The organism is Brevibacterium sp., from assembly GCF_022712115.1.
In the GTDB taxonomy this organism is placed as follows: domain Bacteria; phylum Actinomycetota; class Actinomycetes; order Actinomycetales; family Brevibacteriaceae; genus Brevibacterium; species Brevibacterium salitolerans.
Window position 1 is genome coordinate 1 of record NZ_JALAHB010000056.1, and the last position, 16,043, is coordinate 16,043.

Below are 16,043 nucleotides of genomic sequence, written 5' to 3' on the forward strand. Positions count from 1 at the left end.
GCGTACGAGTACGTCCGCCCCACGGTGCAGCTGGGGCTCTCGCTGGACCGGGACGAGCTCCATCGCAGGATCGCCGTCCGCGTGGAGCGGATGTGGGCGGAGGGCTGGCCCGAGGAGGTGCGGCGCCTCCTGGACCGGGGGCTGCGGGCGGACTCCACCGCCGGGCAGGCGATCGGATACGCCGAGGTGCTGGCCCACCTCGAGGGCACGCTGACCCGGGCGCAGGCCATCGAGCGCACCATCGTCCGCACGCGGCAGTTCGCCAAACGGCAGGAGACCTGGTTCCGGCGGGACAGCCGGATCGTGGTGCTGGACGCGCAGGCCCCGGACCTCCTGGACCGGGCGCTCGCGGCCGTGGCCGCCGCGTAGACTGGGGCGCGTGACGATCGCACAGGTGACCAAGGGCCACGGAACCGCCAACGACTTCGTGCTGGTGCACGACCCCCAGTGCCGGGAGAGCCTCGACGCCGAGACCGTCCGCGCGCTCACGGACCGGCGGCGGGGCGTGGGCGGTGACGGCCTCATCCGCGTCGTCCGCTCGGCCGCGCTGGCCGCCGGACAGAACCCGGAGCCGGAGGCGCAGGCCGCCGCCTCGGCAGGGGCGGAGTGGTTCATGGACTACCGCAACGCGGACGGCTCGATCGCGGAGATGTGCGGCAACGGCGTCCGCGTCTTCGCCCACTACCTCGTGGAGAAGGGCCTTGCGGACCCGGCCGCGCCCCTCCTCGTGGGCACGCGCGGGGGAGTGAAGATCGTCACCGTCGTGGACGACCCCACGGATGCGCGGGCCACGGGAGCGGCTCCCGCGGGCGCGCCCTGGTACCGCGTCGACATGGGCACCTGGCGCATGCCCGGTGCGGGCGCGGAGCTGGAGGAGCGCGGCGCGGACGCGCGCGTGAGCACCCGCGGCATCGAGGTGGGACGGCCCGCGGTGAGCGTCGACATGGGCAATCCGCACACGGTCGTGGCGCTGCAGTCGCTCGACGAGCTCATCGCCGCGGACCTGGGGACCGCCCCGGCGGTGGACCCCGCTCCGCCGCACGGCACCAACGTCGAGTACATCGTGGTCGAGGCGGACGGCGACGACGACCCCCGGACCGGACGCCTCCGCATGCGCGTCCACGAACGCGGGGTCGGTGAGACCTTCGCCTGCGGCACGGGCGCGTGCGCGGCCGCACTGGCCGCCCGCTTCTGGGCGGGGGCGCACGGTCCCGTGGACTGGTTCGTCGAGCAGCCGGGGGGCACGGTGCGCGTCGAGGTGGACGGGTCCCAGGTCGCGCTCTCGGGACCGGCCGTCCTCGTCGCCGAGGTGGTCCTCACCGGCCGCTGAGGCGTGCGCGTGCGGGGGAGACGGCGGCCCGGCCGGGCTCAGGCGGCGCGGTCGACCCGGAGCACGCGGAACCCCTTCGCCGTCTCGATCCGCTCCGCGGAGAAGTCCGGTCCCAGCCCGGCGCCGTCCTCGGCGGAGAGCCAGGTGAGCAGGGAGTCCGCCCCCAGCTTCTTCGCCACCACCAGGTGGGCGGAGCCGCCGGGCGCCAGCCGCGGCAGCCAGGTGCGCAGCATCTCGTGGAGCACCGCCTTGCCCACACGGATGGGCGGGTTGGACCAGATCTGGGTGAAGCGCACCTCCGCGGGGATCTGCTCCGCCGTCACGGCCCGGAGGCCCTCCAGGCCCAGAGCCTTCGCATTGGAGACGGTGAGGTCGAGGGCCCGGGCATTCACGTCGAGGGCCCAGACCGTGACGGGGATCTCCGAGTCCGCGGCGCGCAGGGCCGCGTCGAGGGCGATGGGCCCCCAACCGCAGCCCAGGTCGAGGAGGTCGCCCGGCGCAGGCTCCGGCACCGTGCCCAGCAGGACCTTCGTGCCGGTGTCCACGTGGTCGGGGGAGAAGACGCCGCCGGCGGTCTCGACGCGCACCTCCCGGCCGCCCAGTGTCACCGTCCGCGTCCGCTTCTCGGCGCTGCTGGCGGGATCCTGCGTGAAGTAGTGCTCGGACATGCTGTGATTCTAGGCCGGGCGCGCCCTCCCCAGCCGCTCGGCCCTGTGGGAGAATGGATCCTCAGCACTCAGGAGAGGGAGTACATGACCCAGACCCACGGCAGGCACACGTCCCCGGCCGGAGAAGACGGCGGGCAGGAGTCGGCGATAGACCGCATCCTCGGGCGTGCAGCCGCCCTGGACTCCGCGCACACCGCCGCGGACGAGGCGGATCAGCTGGATCTGCTCGAGAGGTCGGCGCTGCGCCGTGTGGGCGGGTTGTCCACCGAACTCGAGGACATCACGGAGGTCGAGTACCGCCGGGTGCGGCTCGAACGCGTGGTGCTGGCCGGCATCCACGCCCCCGGGCGTGCCGCCGACGGCGAGAACAGCCTCCGGGAGCTCGCGGCGCTCGCGGAGACCGCGGGCTCGCAGGTGCTCGACGGGCTTCTCCAGAAGCGCGTCCACCCCGATCCCAGCACGTACCTCGGCAGCGGGAAGGCCGTCGAGCTCAGGGAGATTGTGGAGGCGGTGGGCGCGGACACCGTCGTCGTCGACGCCGAACTCCCGCCCAGCCAGCGGCGTGCGCTCGAGGACGTCATCAAGGTGAAGGTCATCGACCGGGTGGCCCTCATCCTCGACATCTTCGCCCAGCACGCGAAGTCCCGTGAGGGCAAGGCCCAGGTGGAGCTCGCACAGCTCGAGTACCTGCTCCCGCGCCTGCGCGGCTGGGGCGAGTCCATGTCCCGGCAGGCCGGCGGCCGTGTGGCCGGCGGCGAGGGCATCGGCTCGCGCGGCCCGGGTGAGACGAAGATCGAGCTGGACCGCCGCCGGATCCGCACCCGGATGGCGAAGCTGCGGCGGCAGATCCGGGCGATGGCGCCGGCACGGGAGACGATGCGGGCGGACCGCCGCCGCAATGCGGTGCCGTCGGCGGCGATCGTCGGGTACACGAATGCCGGGAAGTCCTCCCTCCTCAACTGCCTGACGGACGCCGGCGTCATGGTGCAGAACGCGCTGTTCGCCACGCTCGACCCCACGGTCCGGCGGGCGCAGGCCCCGGACGGCCGCGACTACACCCTCACGGACACCGTGGGCTTCGTGCGCAACTTGCCGCACCAGCTCGTCGAGGCCTTCCGGTCCACGCTCGAGGAGGCCGCGGACGCGGATCTGCTCGTCCACGTCGTCGACGCCTCCCATCCCGATCCCACCGGGCAGATCTCCGCCGTCCGCGAGGTGCTGGCCGAGGGGAGCGCGAGCGAGCTGCCGGAACTCGTGGTGTTCAACAAGGCGGATGCCGTGGAGCCGGATGTGCTCGCCGGCCTCCTGCTTGAGGTCCCCGGCTCGCTGGCGGTGTCCGCGCGCACGGGCGAGGGCGTCGGGGCGCTGCGAGCGCGGATCGGCGAGCTGCTGCCGGTGCTCGCCCGTGAGCTCACCGTCGTGCTGCCCTACGACCGCGGGGAGCTCGTGAGCCGGGTGCATGAGCACGGCACCGTCCTCGACGAGCGGTTCCTGGCCGAGGGGACCGTGCTCCAGGCCCGTGTGGACGATGCGCTCGCCGCCGAGCTCGCACCCTTCGTGCGCCCGGACATGTTCGCCGGGGACGTCGCCTCCGCTGACGATGACGCAGACGCCTGAGCTGCTGGCCGCGGCCGTCGCCGCGGTGGGAGGAACCGAACGTCAGGGACAGTCCGAGATGGCCGAGGCCGTCTCCAGCGCGCTCGCCGGCGGCACGCACCTGCTCGTCCAGGCCGGCACCGGCACCGGCAAGTCGCTGGCGTACCTCGTGCCCGCCGTGGACCATGCCGTGCGCACGGGGAACAGGGTCGTGGTCTCGACAGCCACCCTGGCGCTGCAGGCCCAGATCGTCGACCGCGATCTGCCGCGGCTGGTCCGCGCCACGGGGAGCGAGCTGGGCCGCAAGCCGGCCTATGCGGTGCTGAAGGGGCGGCGCAACTACGTGTGCCGGCACAAGCTGGACGGAGGCTATCCGGACGACGCCGCCGGGATGCTCTTCGACTTCGGGGCCGATCAGGCCTCGGCCCGTTCCGGGGCCGCGGCGGGCTCGCGGATGGAGGACGAGATCCAGCGGATCCGCAGCTGGGTGCGGACGACCCAGACCGGTGACAGGGACGACCTGGTCCCGGGCGTCTCGGACCGCACCTGGGCGCAGGTCTCGGTCAACTCCTTCGACTGCCTGGGGTCGAAGTGCCCCGTCTTCGAGGAGTGCTTCGCGGAGATCGCCAAGCTCAAGGCGCACGCGGCGGACGTCGTGGTGACCAACCACGCGCTGCTGGCCATCGACGCCTTCGGCGACCACGCCGTGCTGCCGGAGCACGACGCGGTGATCGTGGACGAGGCGCACGAGCTGCGGGACCGGGTGACGAACGCCCTCTCCGCATCCCTCACGGTGTCCATGATCGAGCACGCTGCGTCCTCCGTCCGCCGCACCGGACTGGTGCAGGAGGGTGTGACGCACCTGCTCGAGACGGCGGGGGCGGCCTTCGGCCGGGAGCTGGAGAAGGCCGACGACGGCCTCCTCCAGCGCTGGCCGGAGGGGCTCGCGGCCGCCGTGGGGCAGGTCCGCGATGCCGCACGCCAGGTCTCGGCGGACCTGAGCTCCGGGGCGAAGACCGGCGAGACGGACGCGGACACCGGACGTCAGCTGGCCCGCGCCCGGATCCTCGAGGTCCACGAGGTGGCCGAGCGCATGGCCGAGGGCTCGGACAACGACGTGGCCTGGGTGACGCGCTCCACGTTCCGCGAGCGCACCACAGTCTCGCTCGTGGTCGCCCCGCTGTCCGTGGCCGGCACCATGCGCTCCGGGATCTTCGAGAAGGCCACCGTGGTGGCCACCTCGGCGACGCTGGCGCTGGGCGGGCGCTTTGACGCGGTGGCGGGATCGCTGGGCCTCGCCGGACCGGAGGCGCCGCGCTACGACGCCGTGGACGTCGGCTCCCCGTTCGACTACTCGCGGCAGGGGATCCTCTACGTGGCGGCGCACCTTCCCCGGCCCGGCAGGTCCGGGATGAGCTCCGAGGCCGTCGAGGAGCTCGAAGGCCTGCTCAGCGCCTCCGACGGCGGGGCACTCGGCCTGTTCTCCTCGAAGGCGGCCGCGCAGGCGGCGGCCGAGGAGATGCGCGCGCGGACGGATCTGCCCATCCTGCTGCAGGGCGAGGACGGCCTCAGCTCCCTCGTGGCGCGCTTCGCCGCGGACGAGCGCGCCTGCCTGTTCGGCACGCTCTCGCTGTGGCAGGGCGTGGACGTCCCCGGAACGACCAACCGCCTCGTGGTCATCGACCGGATCCCGTTCCCGCGGCCGGACGACCCGCTGGTGCGCGCGCGGACGGAGAGCGCCCACCGGGCCGGTGCCAACGGCTTCATGTCCGTGAGCGCGGCGCACGCCGCTCTCCTCATGGCGCAGGGCGCGGGCCGTCTCGTCCGCGCGACGGGGGACAGAGGAGTGGTCGCCGTGCTGGACGAACGGCTGCGCAACGCCCGCTACTCCGGGTTCCTGCTCAGCTCCCTGCCTCCCATGTGGCGGACCGACGACCCGGCAGCCGTGCGCGCGGCACTGCGGCGTCTGCGCGGCGGCTGAGCCGCGCCTGTGCATGCAGCAGGCCCCTGGAGCTCACCGTGAGTTCCAGGGGCCTGCCGCGCGGAGCGGGTCAGTCGACCCGGCGGATGACGGCGGTGACGACGCCCATGATGGTGGCGAAGTCGCCGTCGATGGGATCGTAGAACCGGTTCTGCGGCAGCAGCCACTGCTTGCCGTTCTCCCGCTTGAGGGTCTTCACGGTCGCCTCGTCGTCGAGCAGGGCGGCCACGATCTGGCCGTTCTCCGCATCCGGCTGCGAGCGGACGACGACGTAGTCGCCGTCGCAGATGGCCGCGTCCTGCATGGAGTCGCCCACGACGTGGAGCAGGAAGAGCTCACCGGAGCCCACGATCTGCCGCGGCAGGGCGAACATCTCGTCGACGGACTGCTCCGCGAGGATGGGCCCGCCCGCGGCGATCCTCCCCACGACCGGCACCATGGCGGTGTTGGGCGCGGGATCGATGCCCCTGCGGACCTCCTCCGGTGGAGTGACGACCTCGATGGCGCGGGGGCGCTTGGGATCGCGGCGCAGGTAGCCCAGCCGCTCCAGCTGGGAGAGCTGGTGGGCCACGGAGGACAGCGAGGCCAGTCCCACCGTCTTGCCGATCTCCCGCATGCTGGGCGGATAGCCGTTGACGTGCACGGCGCGCTCGATCGTCTCGAGCACCAGACGCTGCCGCGGGGTGAGGCGGTCGTCGCCGTCCGCGGCGGAGCCCTCGGGCAGTTCGGAGCCGCCCTCGAACCGGAGCCGCCTGACGTTCTCGACCTCCTCGTCGATGCCGCTGTTGCGCGGGCGTCCGCGTCCGCGCCGGCGTGGGCCTTCGGTGCTCATCGTGTGTCCCCTCCATCGACCTCGGTACCTGTGACCTGCGCTGATGCCGGCCCTCACGGTTGTGTCCGTGCCTCGTGATCGACTTGCGACGCAAGCAGTCACGGACGTTCGATTCCCATTCTCGCATACGCGTTCGAAGGGGAGTGGACATACGTTCTAATATGCGTTTCAATAGTACACATGTTCGACCCGCCCGGGTCGATGGTCACCGGAGGTCCTGTCATGAGCGCACTCGCATTCGGCGGTCCCGCGTACGCCGTCCGCCGCCCGTTCCGGCTGCCGCACCGCGGCCGTCCCTCGCGCCGCGTCCGGCTGCTGCGCACCGCGCTGCTCGCCGCAGTGCTGCTGGCCGCTGCGGCGGGCCTGCTCATCGCCGTGCTCGTGCCCAGTGCCGCCGCCGGGGACGAACGTCCGGCGACGGCGACGACCTCCGTGGTCGTGGGCGAGGACGAGAACCTCTGGAGCATCGTGGAGACGGGCGGCTACGACAGGGACCCGCGGATCGTCATCAGCGAGATCCGCAGCATGAATGGCCTCGCCACGTCCGTCGTGCACCCCGGTCAGGAGCTCACCGTCCCCGCGCGATAAACTCCCCGGTGTGACTTCACTGGACTCGCTTCCCCTGCGCGCGGATCTGCAGGGCGCCGCTCCCTACGGCGCGCCCGTGATCGACGTTCCCGTCCGCCTCAACGTGAATGAGAACGCCTTCGACGTGCCGGAGCCGGTGGTCCGGGCGATCGGCGCACGTGTGGCGGAGGTCGCCGCCTCGCTCAACAGGTACCCGGATCGCGAGTTCACGGAGCTGCGCACACTGCTCGCCGGGTATCTCGGGGGAGTGCTCGCCGCGGAGGCCGGCGAGAGCGGCTCCGGGGCGCCGGAGCTGGCAGGTGCCCGGATCCGTCCCGAGATGATCTGGGCCGCGAACGGTTCGAACGAGGTGCTCCTCCACATCCTGCAGGCGTTCGGCGGACCGGGCCGGACGGCACTCGGCTTCGTCCCCAGCTATTCGATGCATCCGCTCGTCGCGCAGGCCTCCGGCGCGCGCTTCGTGGGAGTCGGCCGGAACGCGGACTTCACGATCGATCCCGCAGCCGCGGTGGCGGCGGTCCGCGAGCACGATCCGGACGTCGTGTTCCTCTGCACCCCCAACAATCCCACTGGGACGCGCACTCCCCTCGAGGTGATCGAGCGGATCTACGAGGCCGCTCGCGGCATCGTCATCGTCGACGAGGCCTATGCGGAGTTCGCGGGCAGTGATTTCCGGAGCGCCCTCCACCTGCTGCCCGGACGGGAGCGTCTCGTCGTGTCCCGGACCATGAGCAAGGCCTTCGCCTTCGCGGGCGCCCGGGTGGGCTACGCAGCGGCGGATCCGGCCTTCGTCGACGCGCTGCGCCTCGTCCGCATGCCCTATCACCTCTCCTCTCTCACACAGGCCGCCGCCTGTGCCGCACTGGAGCACACGGAGGAGCTGCTGGCCGGGGTCCGTGCGCTGGTGGCACAGCGCGAACGGCTCTCCGCGGGCCTGCGGGACCTGGGCTTCGAGGTCTTCGACTCGGACTCCAACTTCGTCCTGTTCCGGGGTGCGGCGGATCCGCACGCGCTCTGGCAGCGCCTCGTGGACTCCGGCGTGCTCATCCGGGACATCGGACTGGACGGCTGCCTGCGCGTGAACGCGGGCACCGAACGGGAGACCACGGCGTTCCTCGAGGCGCTGGGCGCCGCGGTGGAGCAGGAACCGCACCTCACAGACGGGAAACAGGGATGACGCACCGCACGGCCAGCGCACACCGGGTGACGGGGGAGTCGGAGGTCGCGGTGACGCTCGACCTCGACGGCACCGGCACCTCCACGATCGAGACCGGCGTGCCGTTCTACGACCACATGCTCACGGCGCTGTCGAAGCACTCGCTCATCGACATGGAGATCCGCGCGGCGGGCGACGTCCACATCGACGTCCACCACACCGTCGAGGACACGGCCATCACACTGGGCTGGGCACTCCGCGACGCGCTGGGGGACAAGGCCGGCATCCGCCGCTACGGCGACGCGCACGTTCCCCTCGACGAAGCCCTCGCGCGTGCGGTCGTCGACGTCTCCGGCCGGCCCTACTTCGTGCACTCCGGTGAGCCGGAGGGGCAGCAGTACCATCTCATCGGCGGTCACTTCACCGGCTCGATGACCGCTCACGCGCTCGAATCGCTCGCGTTCCAGGCCGGGCTCACCGTCCACCTCACGCTGCTCGCGGGGCGGGATCCGCACCACATCGTCGAGGCGCAGTTCAAGGCGTTCGCGCGCGCACTGCGCACCGCCGTCGAATCCGATCCGCGCACCACCGCCGTTCCGTCGACCAAGGGAGCACTGTGAGCCGCACCGTCATCGTCACCCCGTTCGGCCGGGCCGATCAGCTCGCGGCCGCCTGCGTGCTCTCCGACATCCCGGGCTGGGTGGTCCCGCTGGGGGACTTCTCGGCCGTGGTGCAGGACGGTACGGACGTGGCAGGCGGCAACGAGGCGGCCGCCAAGCTCTCGAAGCTCACGGGCAGGCACGAGGTGCTCCTCATGGTGCGCAGCGAGGAGCAGATCGACGCCGCGCACTATCGCGGGGGAGCACGCGAGGCGGACGTCCCCGCGGGGCTGGCTCTCTCGAACCTCCCGGACTCCCTGGAGGGCCTCCTGCTGGAGACGCGCGATCCCGCGGACGTGGAGGGCGGCTTCGACACCTCCACGATGTCCAAGCTCGAGGCCTCCCGCTCCACCATGACGCCCGCCCGCGCGGCGCTGGCGCGCACGGCGCTCGTGTGGCTGGTCGCCGCGCTGCTCGCCGTCGTCGTGCTCGCCTTCGGCGTCGTCCAGGGGCTCGGCGGCTCCGTCATCGGCTGGGTCGTGGCCGTGCTCGGCGTCGTGGTGCTGCTCATCTCGCTCACGCGCATGAGGGTGCTGCTCGGCGGAGGCAGACGATGACCGCCCGGCCACGGGTCGCGGTGCTGGACTACGGCTCCGGCAACGTGCACTCCGCCGTGCGCGCCGTGGAGGCCGCCGGGGCCGAGGCGGCGCTCACGGCCGATCCCGCCCGCATCGAGGCAGCGGACGGTCTGCTGGTCCCCGGCGTGGGAGCCTTCGCCGCGGTGATGGAGGGCCTCGCCGCCGTCGACGGGCCGCGGATCATCCGTGAGCGCCACGCGGCCGGCCGGCCGGTGCTCGGCATCTGTGTGGGCATGCAGGTGCTGTTCTCCGCGGGGACCGAGCACGGCGTGCGCACCCCCGGCATCGGGCTCTGGGACGGTGAGGTGGGACCCCTCCGGGCGCCCGTCGTCCCCCACATGGGGTGGTCCCGCGTGCAGGTGCCGGCCGGCAGCAGGATGTTCGCGGGCACAGCCGACGCGCACTTCTATTTCGTACACTCCTATGCGGCGGTCCAGGGGCCGTCCACCGGGCTCACGACGACGGCGGTCCACGGAGACAGGTTCGCCGCCGCCGTGGAGGACGGCACCACCTGGGCCGCCCAGTTCCATCCCGAGAAGTCCTCGGAGGCGGGCGCCCGCCTGCTGCGCAACTGGATCGCGGAACTCACCCGCGCCACGGGCCCGGCGGCGGCTCCCGCCGGCCCGTCCCTCCCGAACATCACCGCCCCCGAATCGAAGGACACGGCATGACCTCCCTCGTCGAAACCCCCGCACTCACGCTCCTGCCCGCAGTGGACGTGGCCGACGGCCAGGCGGTCCGGCTGGTCCAGGGCGAGGCCGGCACCGAGACCCGCTACGGGTCCCCGCTCGAGGCCGCCGGTGAGTTCGAAGCCGGCGGAGCGGAGTGGATCCACCTCGTCGACCTCGACGCCGCCTTCGGCCGCGGGTCCAACTACGATCTGCTCCACAAGGTCACGAAGTCCCTGTCCATCAAGGTGGAGCTGTCCGGAGGCATCCGCGACACGGAGAGCCTGGAGCGTGCGCTCGACACCGGCGCGGAGCGCGTGAACATCGGCACCGCCGCCCTGGAGAACCCGGAGTGGACGGCCGAGGTCATCGCGCACTACGGCGACAAGATCGCGATCGGGCTCGACGTCCGCGGCCGTACGCTGGCCGCCCGCGGCTGGACCCGTGAGGGCGGCGACCTCTACGAGGTCTTCGACCAGCTCGAGGAGGCCGGCTGCACCCGCTACGTCGTCACGGACGTGACGAAGGACGGCACACTCGCCGGACCCAACACGGAACTCCTCGCGGACCTCGCGGCGCGGACCGAACGTCCCCTCGTCGCCTCCGGCGGCATCTCGAGCCTCGACGACATCGCCGCGCTGCGCGAGCTCGTGCCGCAGGGCGTGGACTCCGCGATCGTGGGCAAGGCGCTCTACGCCGGCAAGTTCACCCTCGCGGAGGCCCTCGACGTGGCCGGCCGCTGATGAGCGCGTCAGGGCCGTCCGGGTCAGACCCGTCCGGACCGGTGCCGGAGATCCCCGCCCACCTCCGCGGTGCGCTCGGCGGCCCTGCGGATTCGGCCGGGGTGCCGTGGGGAGGCCGCGAGCTCCACTCCAACCCGTTCGCGGGAGACACGGGAGAGGCGGACGAGGGTCTGCTGACCGCCCTCGCCGCCGCAGCGGCCTCCCCGCTTCAGCCGCAGCTCCACGCCGGTGTGGTGCGGGGGCTGGCGGGCGTGCGACTCTACGCCCCCGTGCTCCCCATCGTCACGGAGAGCTCCGTCGACGAGCGCGGTCTCATGCACGACAACGCCTCGGACATGGCGATGGTGAGGCTGCAGTCCGCGGACGGGCGGGAGGCGACTCCGGCATTCACGGACATCCCCGCGCTCACGGCATGGCATCCCCGGGCGCGCCCCGTGCCCATCGAGGCCGAGCGCCTGGGCGCCGCCGCGGTGGAGGAGGGTGCGCAGCTGGTGGTGCTCGACCCGGGCCGCCCGCACAGCTTCCTCCTGCGCCGCCCCGCGCTGTGGTCCTTCCTCAAGCAGGAGCCGTGGCAGCCGGCGTGGGCGGATGCAGAGGTGGCCGGAGCGCTCAGAGCCGTCGCGGCGGGCCGGGACTGGATCGCCGGCATCGGCATGGGGCCGGGCTCGCAGACCGTCCACGTCCAGGGTCCCGAGGTCCGGATCGAGATCCGCGTGAGCGTCCGGCCGGAGAAGCAGGAGCTGGAGGAGCTGCAGGCTGCGCTGGCAGCGCATGCTCTCCTCGCGGACCGTGTGGACTCCCTCTCGCTCGGCCTCGTGCGCGCCTGACGACCGGGGTCCGCGTGCGCGACTGCGAGCGCCTGTGCTCCTGCGGCCGCGGGCGGGGACATGACCGGCCGGGTGCCGGTCGCCTCAGCCGCGACCGGCCAACGCTGTCGTGACGACGTTCTCCACGCGCGCGCCCAGCTCCGCGTCGACGCTCTTCCAGTAGCCGAACGCCCGGGAGCGGACCGAGTCGTCCGTCACCTGCATGACATGGCCGGCGATGTTGCCGACCAGGCGGTCGCGTGCGGCATCGTCGAGGACCGTGCGCACGAGGTCGCCGGCCTGGTTGAAGTCGCCGTCGTCCGGCCGCGGGGTCTCGACGGAGCGGAGGACGTCCCCGCTGACGCCGGAGAGGTTCTCCTCCGTCGTGAGCCGGGGGTCGGCGTGCGGTCCGCCGAAGCCGTTGGGCGCGTACTCCGGCTGCTCGGCCGGATAGTTCTCGAAGGACATGGCCCCGTCGCGGGAGTAGCTGCGCTTCAGCGCCGCCTTGGGGCGGTTCACCGGCAGCTGCGCGTAGTTGGGGCCGATCCGGTGCCGGTGGGTGTCGGGGTAGGAGAAGATGCGTCCCATGAGCATCCTGTCCGGGGAGAGGCCGGTGCCGGGGACGAGGTTCGCCGGGGAGAAGGCGGCCTGTTCGATCTCCGCGAAGAAGTCCGCGGGATTCCGGTTAAGCTCGAGCCGGCCCACCGGGACGAGGGGGAAGTCCCCGTGCGGCCAGACCTTCGTCACGTCGAACGGATTGATCCGGTAGTGCGCGGCCTCCTCGTAGGGCATGATCTGCACCTTGAGGTCCCAGCTGGGGAAGTCCGCACCCTCGATCGCCTCGAAGAGGTCGCGGCGGTGGAAGTCTGCGTCCACGGCGGCCATCTGGTCGCCCTCCGCCTGCGAGAAGCCCTCGTGGCCGTGGCGGGCGATGAAGTCGTCCTTCTGGTTCGAGTGGAAGTGGTACTTCACCCAGAAGCGCTCCCCGGAGGCGTTGATCCACTGGAAGGTGGGGGAGCCGTAGCCGTTCTGCTCCCGCCAGGAGCGCGGGATCCCCCGATCGCCCATGAGGTAGGTGACCTGATGGGCGGATGCGGGCACCTGGGTCCAGAAGTCCCACTGCATGGTGTTGTCGCGCAGTCCGGTGCGGCTGCGGCGCTTCTGCGAGTGGATGAAGTCCGGGAACTGCATCGCATCGCGGATGAAGAAGACCGGGGTGTTGTTGCCGACGATGTCGAGGTTGCCCTCCGTCGTGTAGAACTTCACCGCGAACCCGCGGGGGTCGCGCCAGGTGTCGGGCGAGCCCTGCTCGCCGGCGACGGTGGAGAACCGGAGGAGCACCTCGGACTGCGCGCCGGGCTGGAACAGCGCGGCACGGGTGTACGCGGACACGTCCTCGGTCGCGGTGAAGGTGCCGAAGGCGCCTCCGCCCTTCGCGTGGACCACGCGCTCCGGGACGCGCTCCCGGTCGAAGTGCGCGAGCTTCTCGATGAGGTAGTGGTCCTGGAGGAGGATGGGGCCGTTGGGCCCCAGGGTGAGGGAGTGCTGGTCGGAACCCACCGGGATGCCGAAGTCGTTGGTCGTGAAGCGCGCGGTCACTCTACCTCCAGGGAATCGCAGCCGTTCAGGGGCTGACGCCCCGCATGCTAGCCAGCACGGGCTCCTCCCTCAAGGATGGAGCACCTAAGCGCGAACGGCCGCCTCCCCGTGATGACGGGGATCGCGGCCGTTCGCAGAGCGGTCAGCTGTGAGGCAGCAGACAGCGGAGCCGCGGCCTCACGCCGCGGTGGACCTCAGGCCACCGGTCCGGTCCACTTCTCCCCAGGGCCCTTGCCCGGCGCGTCCGGAATCGTCGACGCCTCGCGGAAGGCCAGCTGGAGGGCCCGCAGTCCGTCGCGGATGGGGCGCGCATGCTGATCGCCGATCTCCGGGGCACCCGCGGTCACGAGCCCGGCGAGGGCCGTGATGAGCTTGCGCGCCTCGTCCAGGTCGACGAGATCGGCGGCGCTCTCCGTCTCCGAGTCCTCGGTGAGCCCGAGCTTCACGGCGGCGGCGCTCATGAGATGGACGGTGGCCGTGGAGATGACCTCCACCGCGGGCACCTCCGCGATGTCACGGACCGCTCCGGATTCTGCGGCGGCAGGCTGCGGGTCTGCGGAGGGGGCGGCTGCGTCCGCGGCGGACGCGGACCGGTCGTCGAAGCTGAAGGACTGGGTCATGCGGTCCAGTCTTCCACAGTCGGATGTGCACTCGTGCCGCAGGTGCTGTAACATGGTTCGAGTGTGAAGAGGGGCTTCGGCTCCCACCTGGATCGCAAGCGCGATCGGGTACCCCTGCCAGTGCAGGAACGGCGCGCCTCACAGAGGTGCGCCCGTCCGTGCGCTCGTCTGCGAACCAGGGCCCCTCTGCATCGTCGGAAGGGGCCTTTTCCGCTTCCTCCGGCGTATGCGTTGTCGTCATCAGTCGAAGAAGGAGCAGCACATCAGCGAGCCGCGTATCAACGATAGGATCCGAGTCCCGGAAGTCCGCCTGGTAGGCCCCAACGGTGAACAGGTGGGAATCGTCGCGATCCGCAAGGCGCTCGACCTTGCCCGCGAGGCGGAGCTGGACCTGGTCGAGGTCGCACCTCAGGCCAAGCCCCCTGTCGTCAAGCTCATGGACTACGGCAAGTTCAAGTACGAGTCCGCGCAGAAGGCTCGCGAGGCCCGCAAGAACCAGGCCAACACGGCTCTCAAGGAGATCCGCTTCCGCCTCAAGATCGACGAGCACGACTACGAGACCAAGAAGGGCCACGTCACGCGGTTCCTCTCCGGTGGGGACAAGGTCAAGGTGATGATCATGTTCCGCGGTCGTGAGCAGTCGCGTCCTGAGATGGGGGTCAGGCTCCTCAATCGGCTGGCTGAGGACGTGTCCGAACTCGGCAGCGTGGAGTCCGCTCCCCGCGTCGACGGACGGAACATGGTCATGGTCATCGCACCTGCGAAGTCCAAGGCCGATGCGAAGGCGGAGTCGCGCAGGGCGACTGCCGAGTCGCGGGGTTCCCGCGCGGAGGTCAAGTCCCGCCGCGACCGCGAGGCCCAGGCGAAGTCCGGCCGCAGCTCGGAGGAAGCCTCCGAACAGCTCGGCTGAGCACCTGCGCCCACCAACAAGATGTGAAAAGGAGACGGCACCATGCCGAAGCAGAAGACCCACAGCGGCGCCAAGAAGCGCCTGCGTCTGACCGGTTCCGGAAAGGTCATGCGTGAGGGCGTGAACAACCGCCACCTCGCTGAGCACAAGTCCTCGCGCCGTAAGCGCCGGATCTCGATGGATCAGGAGCTCGTCGGAGGCGACAGGGCCAAGGGCCTCAAGCTTCTCGGCAAGCGCTGAGTCTCATCCACCGACGAATCTGGTTTTCTAAGGAGTACACGTGGCACGTGTGAAGAGGGCGGTCAACGCCAAGAAGAAGCGCCGGGTCATCCTCGACCGGGCGAGCGGCTACCGCGGACAGCGTTCGCGCCTGTACCGCAAGGCCAAGGAACAGGTCATCCACTCGCTGGTCTACAGCTACCGCGACCGCCGGGCGCGGAAGGGCGACTTCCGCCGCCTCTGGATCCAGCGCATCAACGCCGGTGCCCGCGCCAACGGCATGACCTACAACCGCTTCATCCAGGGCCTCAAGGCCGCGGGTGTCGAGGTGGACCGCCGTATGCTCGCCGAGCTCGCGGTCAACGACGCGCCGACCTTCGCCGCTCTGGTCAAGGTCGCCAAGGACGCGCTGCCGGCAGACGTCAACGCCGCCAAGAGCGCAGCCTGATCCGCACAGGACATGATGTGAGCATGCCCCCTCCGCGAGGGTGAGCGCCGCATCGCAGCACGAAGGGCCGGGGTCACTCCCCGGCCCTTCGTGCTGTCCGGAGTCCGCGAGGGTCCCGGCTGCGAGGGTCGATGGAATGTCGCAGAGTCTCTGCTTAGATGAGTGGCATGAATGAGACACCTCCGCGCTCCGATCCGCTGCGCCCGCTGCTCATGGGCATCGGTGCGGGTCTCGCCGCGGTGCTCGTGGCGGTCGGGGGCATCTTCGCGTTCGGGAAGCTGTTCGGCGGGCCGGACTACGGCGCGGCACCGGGCCAGCTCACCGCCTCGGACGTCTCCGGCCTCGGGGACGGTGCGCGGATCGCGCCGCTCGGCACGCTGGGTGAGGCGAGTACGGCCTTCGCGCGGTTCCTCACCCCGTCCCGCTCGGTCATCTACGCACTCGACGAGAGGGGCGCACCCCGCTGGGCCGCTCCTGTGCCGCACGCAGACGCCCCCGCGGAGCCAACAGCGCTCTTCCCGGACGAGGACGCCCCCGAACAGGGTCTGCCGGAGCTGCACGGCACCCCCGTGAGCTGCGCTGCCGACGTCGAGGAACTAGTATAAGTCGAAGTGCGCATCTACCGTAAGACAAAACAGATCA

19 protein-coding genes are annotated in these 16,043 nt (G+C 71.4%); 15 read left to right on the plus strand and 4 right to left on the minus strand.

Annotated elements, in window-relative coordinates; all coding sequences use genetic code 11:
• The coding region (locus Q0A33_RS03290) for a tRNA dimethylallyltransferase (protein WP_291793065.1) at positions 1–369 on the plus strand (369 nt) is incomplete at its 5' end.
• Positions 370–379: 10 nt separating this feature from the next.
• Positions 380–1,330 (plus strand): diaminopimelate epimerase, encoded by a 951-nt coding sequence (gene dapF, locus Q0A33_RS03295; RefSeq protein WP_291793066.1) that lies wholly within the window; start codon positions 380–382, stop codon positions 1,328–1,330.
• A 38-nt stretch (positions 1,331–1,368) separates the two neighbouring features.
• Here dapF and Q0A33_RS03300 read toward each other — a convergent pair whose 3' ends face one another.
• Complete coding sequence (locus Q0A33_RS03300; protein WP_291793068.1) at positions 1,369–1,998, minus strand: methyltransferase; 630 nt, start codon at positions 1,996–1,998, stop codon at positions 1,369–1,371.
• An 84-nt stretch (positions 1,999–2,082) separates the two neighbouring features.
• Here Q0A33_RS03300 and hflX point away from each other — a divergent pair, with 84 nt between their 5' ends.
• Both hflX and Q0A33_RS03310 read left to right on the plus strand, forming a co-directional pair.
• Positions 2,083–3,615 carry a GTPase HflX gene (hflX, locus tag Q0A33_RS03305; RefSeq protein WP_291793070.1) on the plus strand — a complete coding sequence of 511 codons (1,533 nt, stop codon included), beginning with the start codon at positions 2,083–2,085 and terminating at the stop codon, positions 3,613–3,615.
• A complete protein-coding gene (locus Q0A33_RS03310) occupies positions 3,599–5,575 on the plus strand; it encodes an ATP-dependent DNA helicase (RefSeq protein WP_291793072.1) in 1,977 nt (658 codons plus the stop codon). Before hflX ends, Q0A33_RS03310 begins: the two co-directional genes overlap by 17 nt.
• Positions 5,576–5,645: 70 nt before the next feature.
• Here the strand turns inward: Q0A33_RS03310 and lexA are convergent, their stop codons facing one another.
• Positions 5,646–6,407 carry a transcriptional repressor LexA gene (gene lexA, locus Q0A33_RS03315; protein WP_291793074.1) on the minus strand — a complete coding sequence of 254 codons (762 nt, stop codon included), beginning with the start codon at positions 6,405–6,407 and terminating at the stop codon, positions 5,646–5,648.
• Between the two features lie 222 nt (positions 6,408–6,629).
• On the opposite strand from lexA, the gene Q0A33_RS03320 reads away from it, so the two are divergent.
• From Q0A33_RS03320 to Q0A33_RS03350, 7 genes are read left to right on the plus strand one after another with little or no spacing between them, the layout of a single operon-like run.
• A complete protein-coding gene (locus Q0A33_RS03320; protein ID WP_291793077.1) occupies positions 6,630–6,995 on the plus strand; it encodes a LysM peptidoglycan-binding domain-containing protein in 366 nt (121 codons plus the stop codon).
• A 10-nt stretch (positions 6,996–7,005) separates the two neighbouring features.
• Positions 7,006–8,172: a histidinol-phosphate transaminase gene (locus Q0A33_RS03325; RefSeq protein ID WP_291793081.1), complete on the plus strand. Its 1,167-nt coding sequence runs from the start codon at positions 7,006–7,008 to the stop codon at positions 8,170–8,172.
• Positions 8,169–8,771, plus strand: a complete 603-nt coding sequence (hisB, locus tag Q0A33_RS03330; RefSeq protein WP_291793084.1) for an imidazoleglycerol-phosphate dehydratase HisB — start codon at positions 8,169–8,171, stop codon at positions 8,769–8,771. The genes Q0A33_RS03325 and hisB overlap by 4 nt, the downstream gene beginning before the upstream one ends.
• Entirely contained in the window at positions 8,768–9,367 is a 600-nt protein-coding gene (locus Q0A33_RS03335; protein WP_291793087.1) for a hypothetical protein, read from the plus strand. The genes hisB and Q0A33_RS03335 overlap by 4 nt, the downstream gene beginning before the upstream one ends.
• Positions 9,364–10,059, plus strand: coding sequence for an imidazole glycerol phosphate synthase subunit HisH (gene hisH, locus Q0A33_RS03340; RefSeq protein WP_291793090.1), 696 nt, complete (start codon positions 9,364–9,366; stop codon positions 10,057–10,059). Before Q0A33_RS03335 ends, hisH begins: the two co-directional genes overlap by 4 nt.
• On the plus strand, positions 10,056–10,799 hold the full coding sequence (gene priA, locus Q0A33_RS03345) for a bifunctional 1-(5-phosphoribosyl)-5-((5-phosphoribosylamino)methylideneamino)imidazole-4-carboxamide isomerase/phosphoribosylanthranilate isomerase PriA (protein WP_291793093.1): 744 nt from the start codon (positions 10,056–10,058) through the stop codon (positions 10,797–10,799). Before hisH ends, priA begins: the two co-directional genes overlap by 4 nt.
• Positions 10,799–11,626: an SseB family protein gene (locus Q0A33_RS03350; protein ID WP_291793094.1), complete on the plus strand. Its 828-nt coding sequence runs from the start codon at positions 10,799–10,801 to the stop codon at positions 11,624–11,626. Before priA ends, Q0A33_RS03350 begins: the two co-directional genes overlap by 1 nt.
• A gap of 84 nt (positions 11,627–11,710) precedes the next feature.
• Here Q0A33_RS03350 and Q0A33_RS03355 read toward each other — a convergent pair whose 3' ends face one another.
• Together Q0A33_RS03355 and Q0A33_RS03360 are read right to left on the minus strand one after the other, a co-directional pair.
• Complete coding sequence (locus Q0A33_RS03355) at positions 11,711–13,204, minus strand: catalase (protein ID WP_291793097.1); 1,494 nt, start codon at positions 13,202–13,204, stop codon at positions 11,711–11,713.
• A gap of 194 nt (positions 13,205–13,398) precedes the next feature.
• Positions 13,399–13,824, minus strand: a complete 426-nt coding sequence (locus Q0A33_RS03360; RefSeq protein ID WP_291793100.1) for a DUF1844 domain-containing protein — start codon at positions 13,822–13,824, stop codon at positions 13,399–13,401.
• A gap of 226 nt (positions 13,825–14,050) precedes the next feature.
• On the opposite strand from Q0A33_RS03360, the gene infC reads away from it, so the two are divergent.
• The 4 genes from infC (at position 14,051) to Q0A33_RS03380 (ending at position 16,006) form a co-directional block, all read left to right on the plus strand.
• The gene (infC, locus tag Q0A33_RS03365) at positions 14,051–14,734 is read left to right on the plus strand and encodes a translation initiation factor IF-3 (protein ID WP_291793103.1); all 684 of its coding nucleotides are present in this window, start codon (positions 14,051–14,053) and stop codon (positions 14,732–14,734) included.
• Between the two features lie 42 nt (positions 14,735–14,776).
• Complete coding sequence (rpmI, locus tag Q0A33_RS03370) at positions 14,777–14,974, plus strand: 50S ribosomal protein L35 (RefSeq protein WP_291793106.1); 198 nt, start codon at positions 14,777–14,779, stop codon at positions 14,972–14,974.
• Positions 14,975–15,014: 40 nt separating this feature from the next.
• On the plus strand, positions 15,015–15,401 hold the full coding sequence (gene rplT / locus Q0A33_RS03375) for a 50S ribosomal protein L20 (RefSeq protein WP_291793109.1): 387 nt from the start codon (positions 15,015–15,017) through the stop codon (positions 15,399–15,401).
• Between the two features lie 167 nt (positions 15,402–15,568).
• Complete coding sequence (locus tag Q0A33_RS03380) at positions 15,569–16,006, plus strand: hypothetical protein (RefSeq protein WP_291793112.1); 438 nt, start codon at positions 15,569–15,571, stop codon at positions 16,004–16,006.
• Positions 16,007–16,043: the final 37 nt, after the last annotated feature.

Coding starts and splice junctions, on each gene's coding strand:
- Q0A33_RS03300 (WP_291793068.1), bottom strand. CDS start 1,998: ATGTCCGAGCACTACTTCACGCAGGATCCCGCCAGCAGCGCCGAGAAG.
- hflX (WP_291793070.1), top strand. CDS start 2,083: ATGACCCAGACCCACGGCAGGCACACGTCCCCGGCCGGAGAAGACGGC.
- Q0A33_RS03310 (WP_291793072.1), top strand. CDS start 3,599: ATGACGCAGACGCCTGAGCTGCTGGCCGCGGCCGTCGCCGCGGTGGGA.
- lexA (WP_291793074.1), bottom strand. CDS start 6,407: ATGAGCACCGAAGGCCCACGCCGGCGCGGACGCGGACGCCCGCGCAAC.
- Q0A33_RS03320 (WP_291793077.1), top strand. CDS start 6,630: ATGAGCGCACTCGCATTCGGCGGTCCCGCGTACGCCGTCCGCCGCCCG.
- hisB (WP_291793084.1), top strand. CDS start 8,169: ATGACGCACCGCACGGCCAGCGCACACCGGGTGACGGGGGAGTCGGAG.
- hisH (WP_291793090.1), top strand. CDS start 9,364: ATGACCGCCCGGCCACGGGTCGCGGTGCTGGACTACGGCTCCGGCAAC.
- priA (WP_291793093.1), top strand. CDS start 10,056: ATGACCTCCCTCGTCGAAACCCCCGCACTCACGCTCCTGCCCGCAGTG.
- Q0A33_RS03350 (WP_291793094.1), top strand. CDS start 10,799: ATGAGCGCGTCAGGGCCGTCCGGGTCAGACCCGTCCGGACCGGTGCCG.
- Q0A33_RS03360 (WP_291793100.1), bottom strand. CDS start 13,824: ATGACCCAGTCCTTCAGCTTCGACGACCGGTCCGCGTCCGCCGCGGAC.
- infC (WP_291793103.1), top strand. CDS start 14,051: ATGCGTTGTCGTCATCAGTCGAAGAAGGAGCAGCACATCAGCGAGCCG.
- rpmI (WP_291793106.1), top strand. CDS start 14,777: ATGCCGAAGCAGAAGACCCACAGCGGCGCCAAGAAGCGCCTGCGTCTG.
- Q0A33_RS03380 (WP_291793112.1), top strand. CDS start 15,569: ATGAATGAGACACCTCCGCGCTCCGATCCGCTGCGCCCGCTGCTCATG.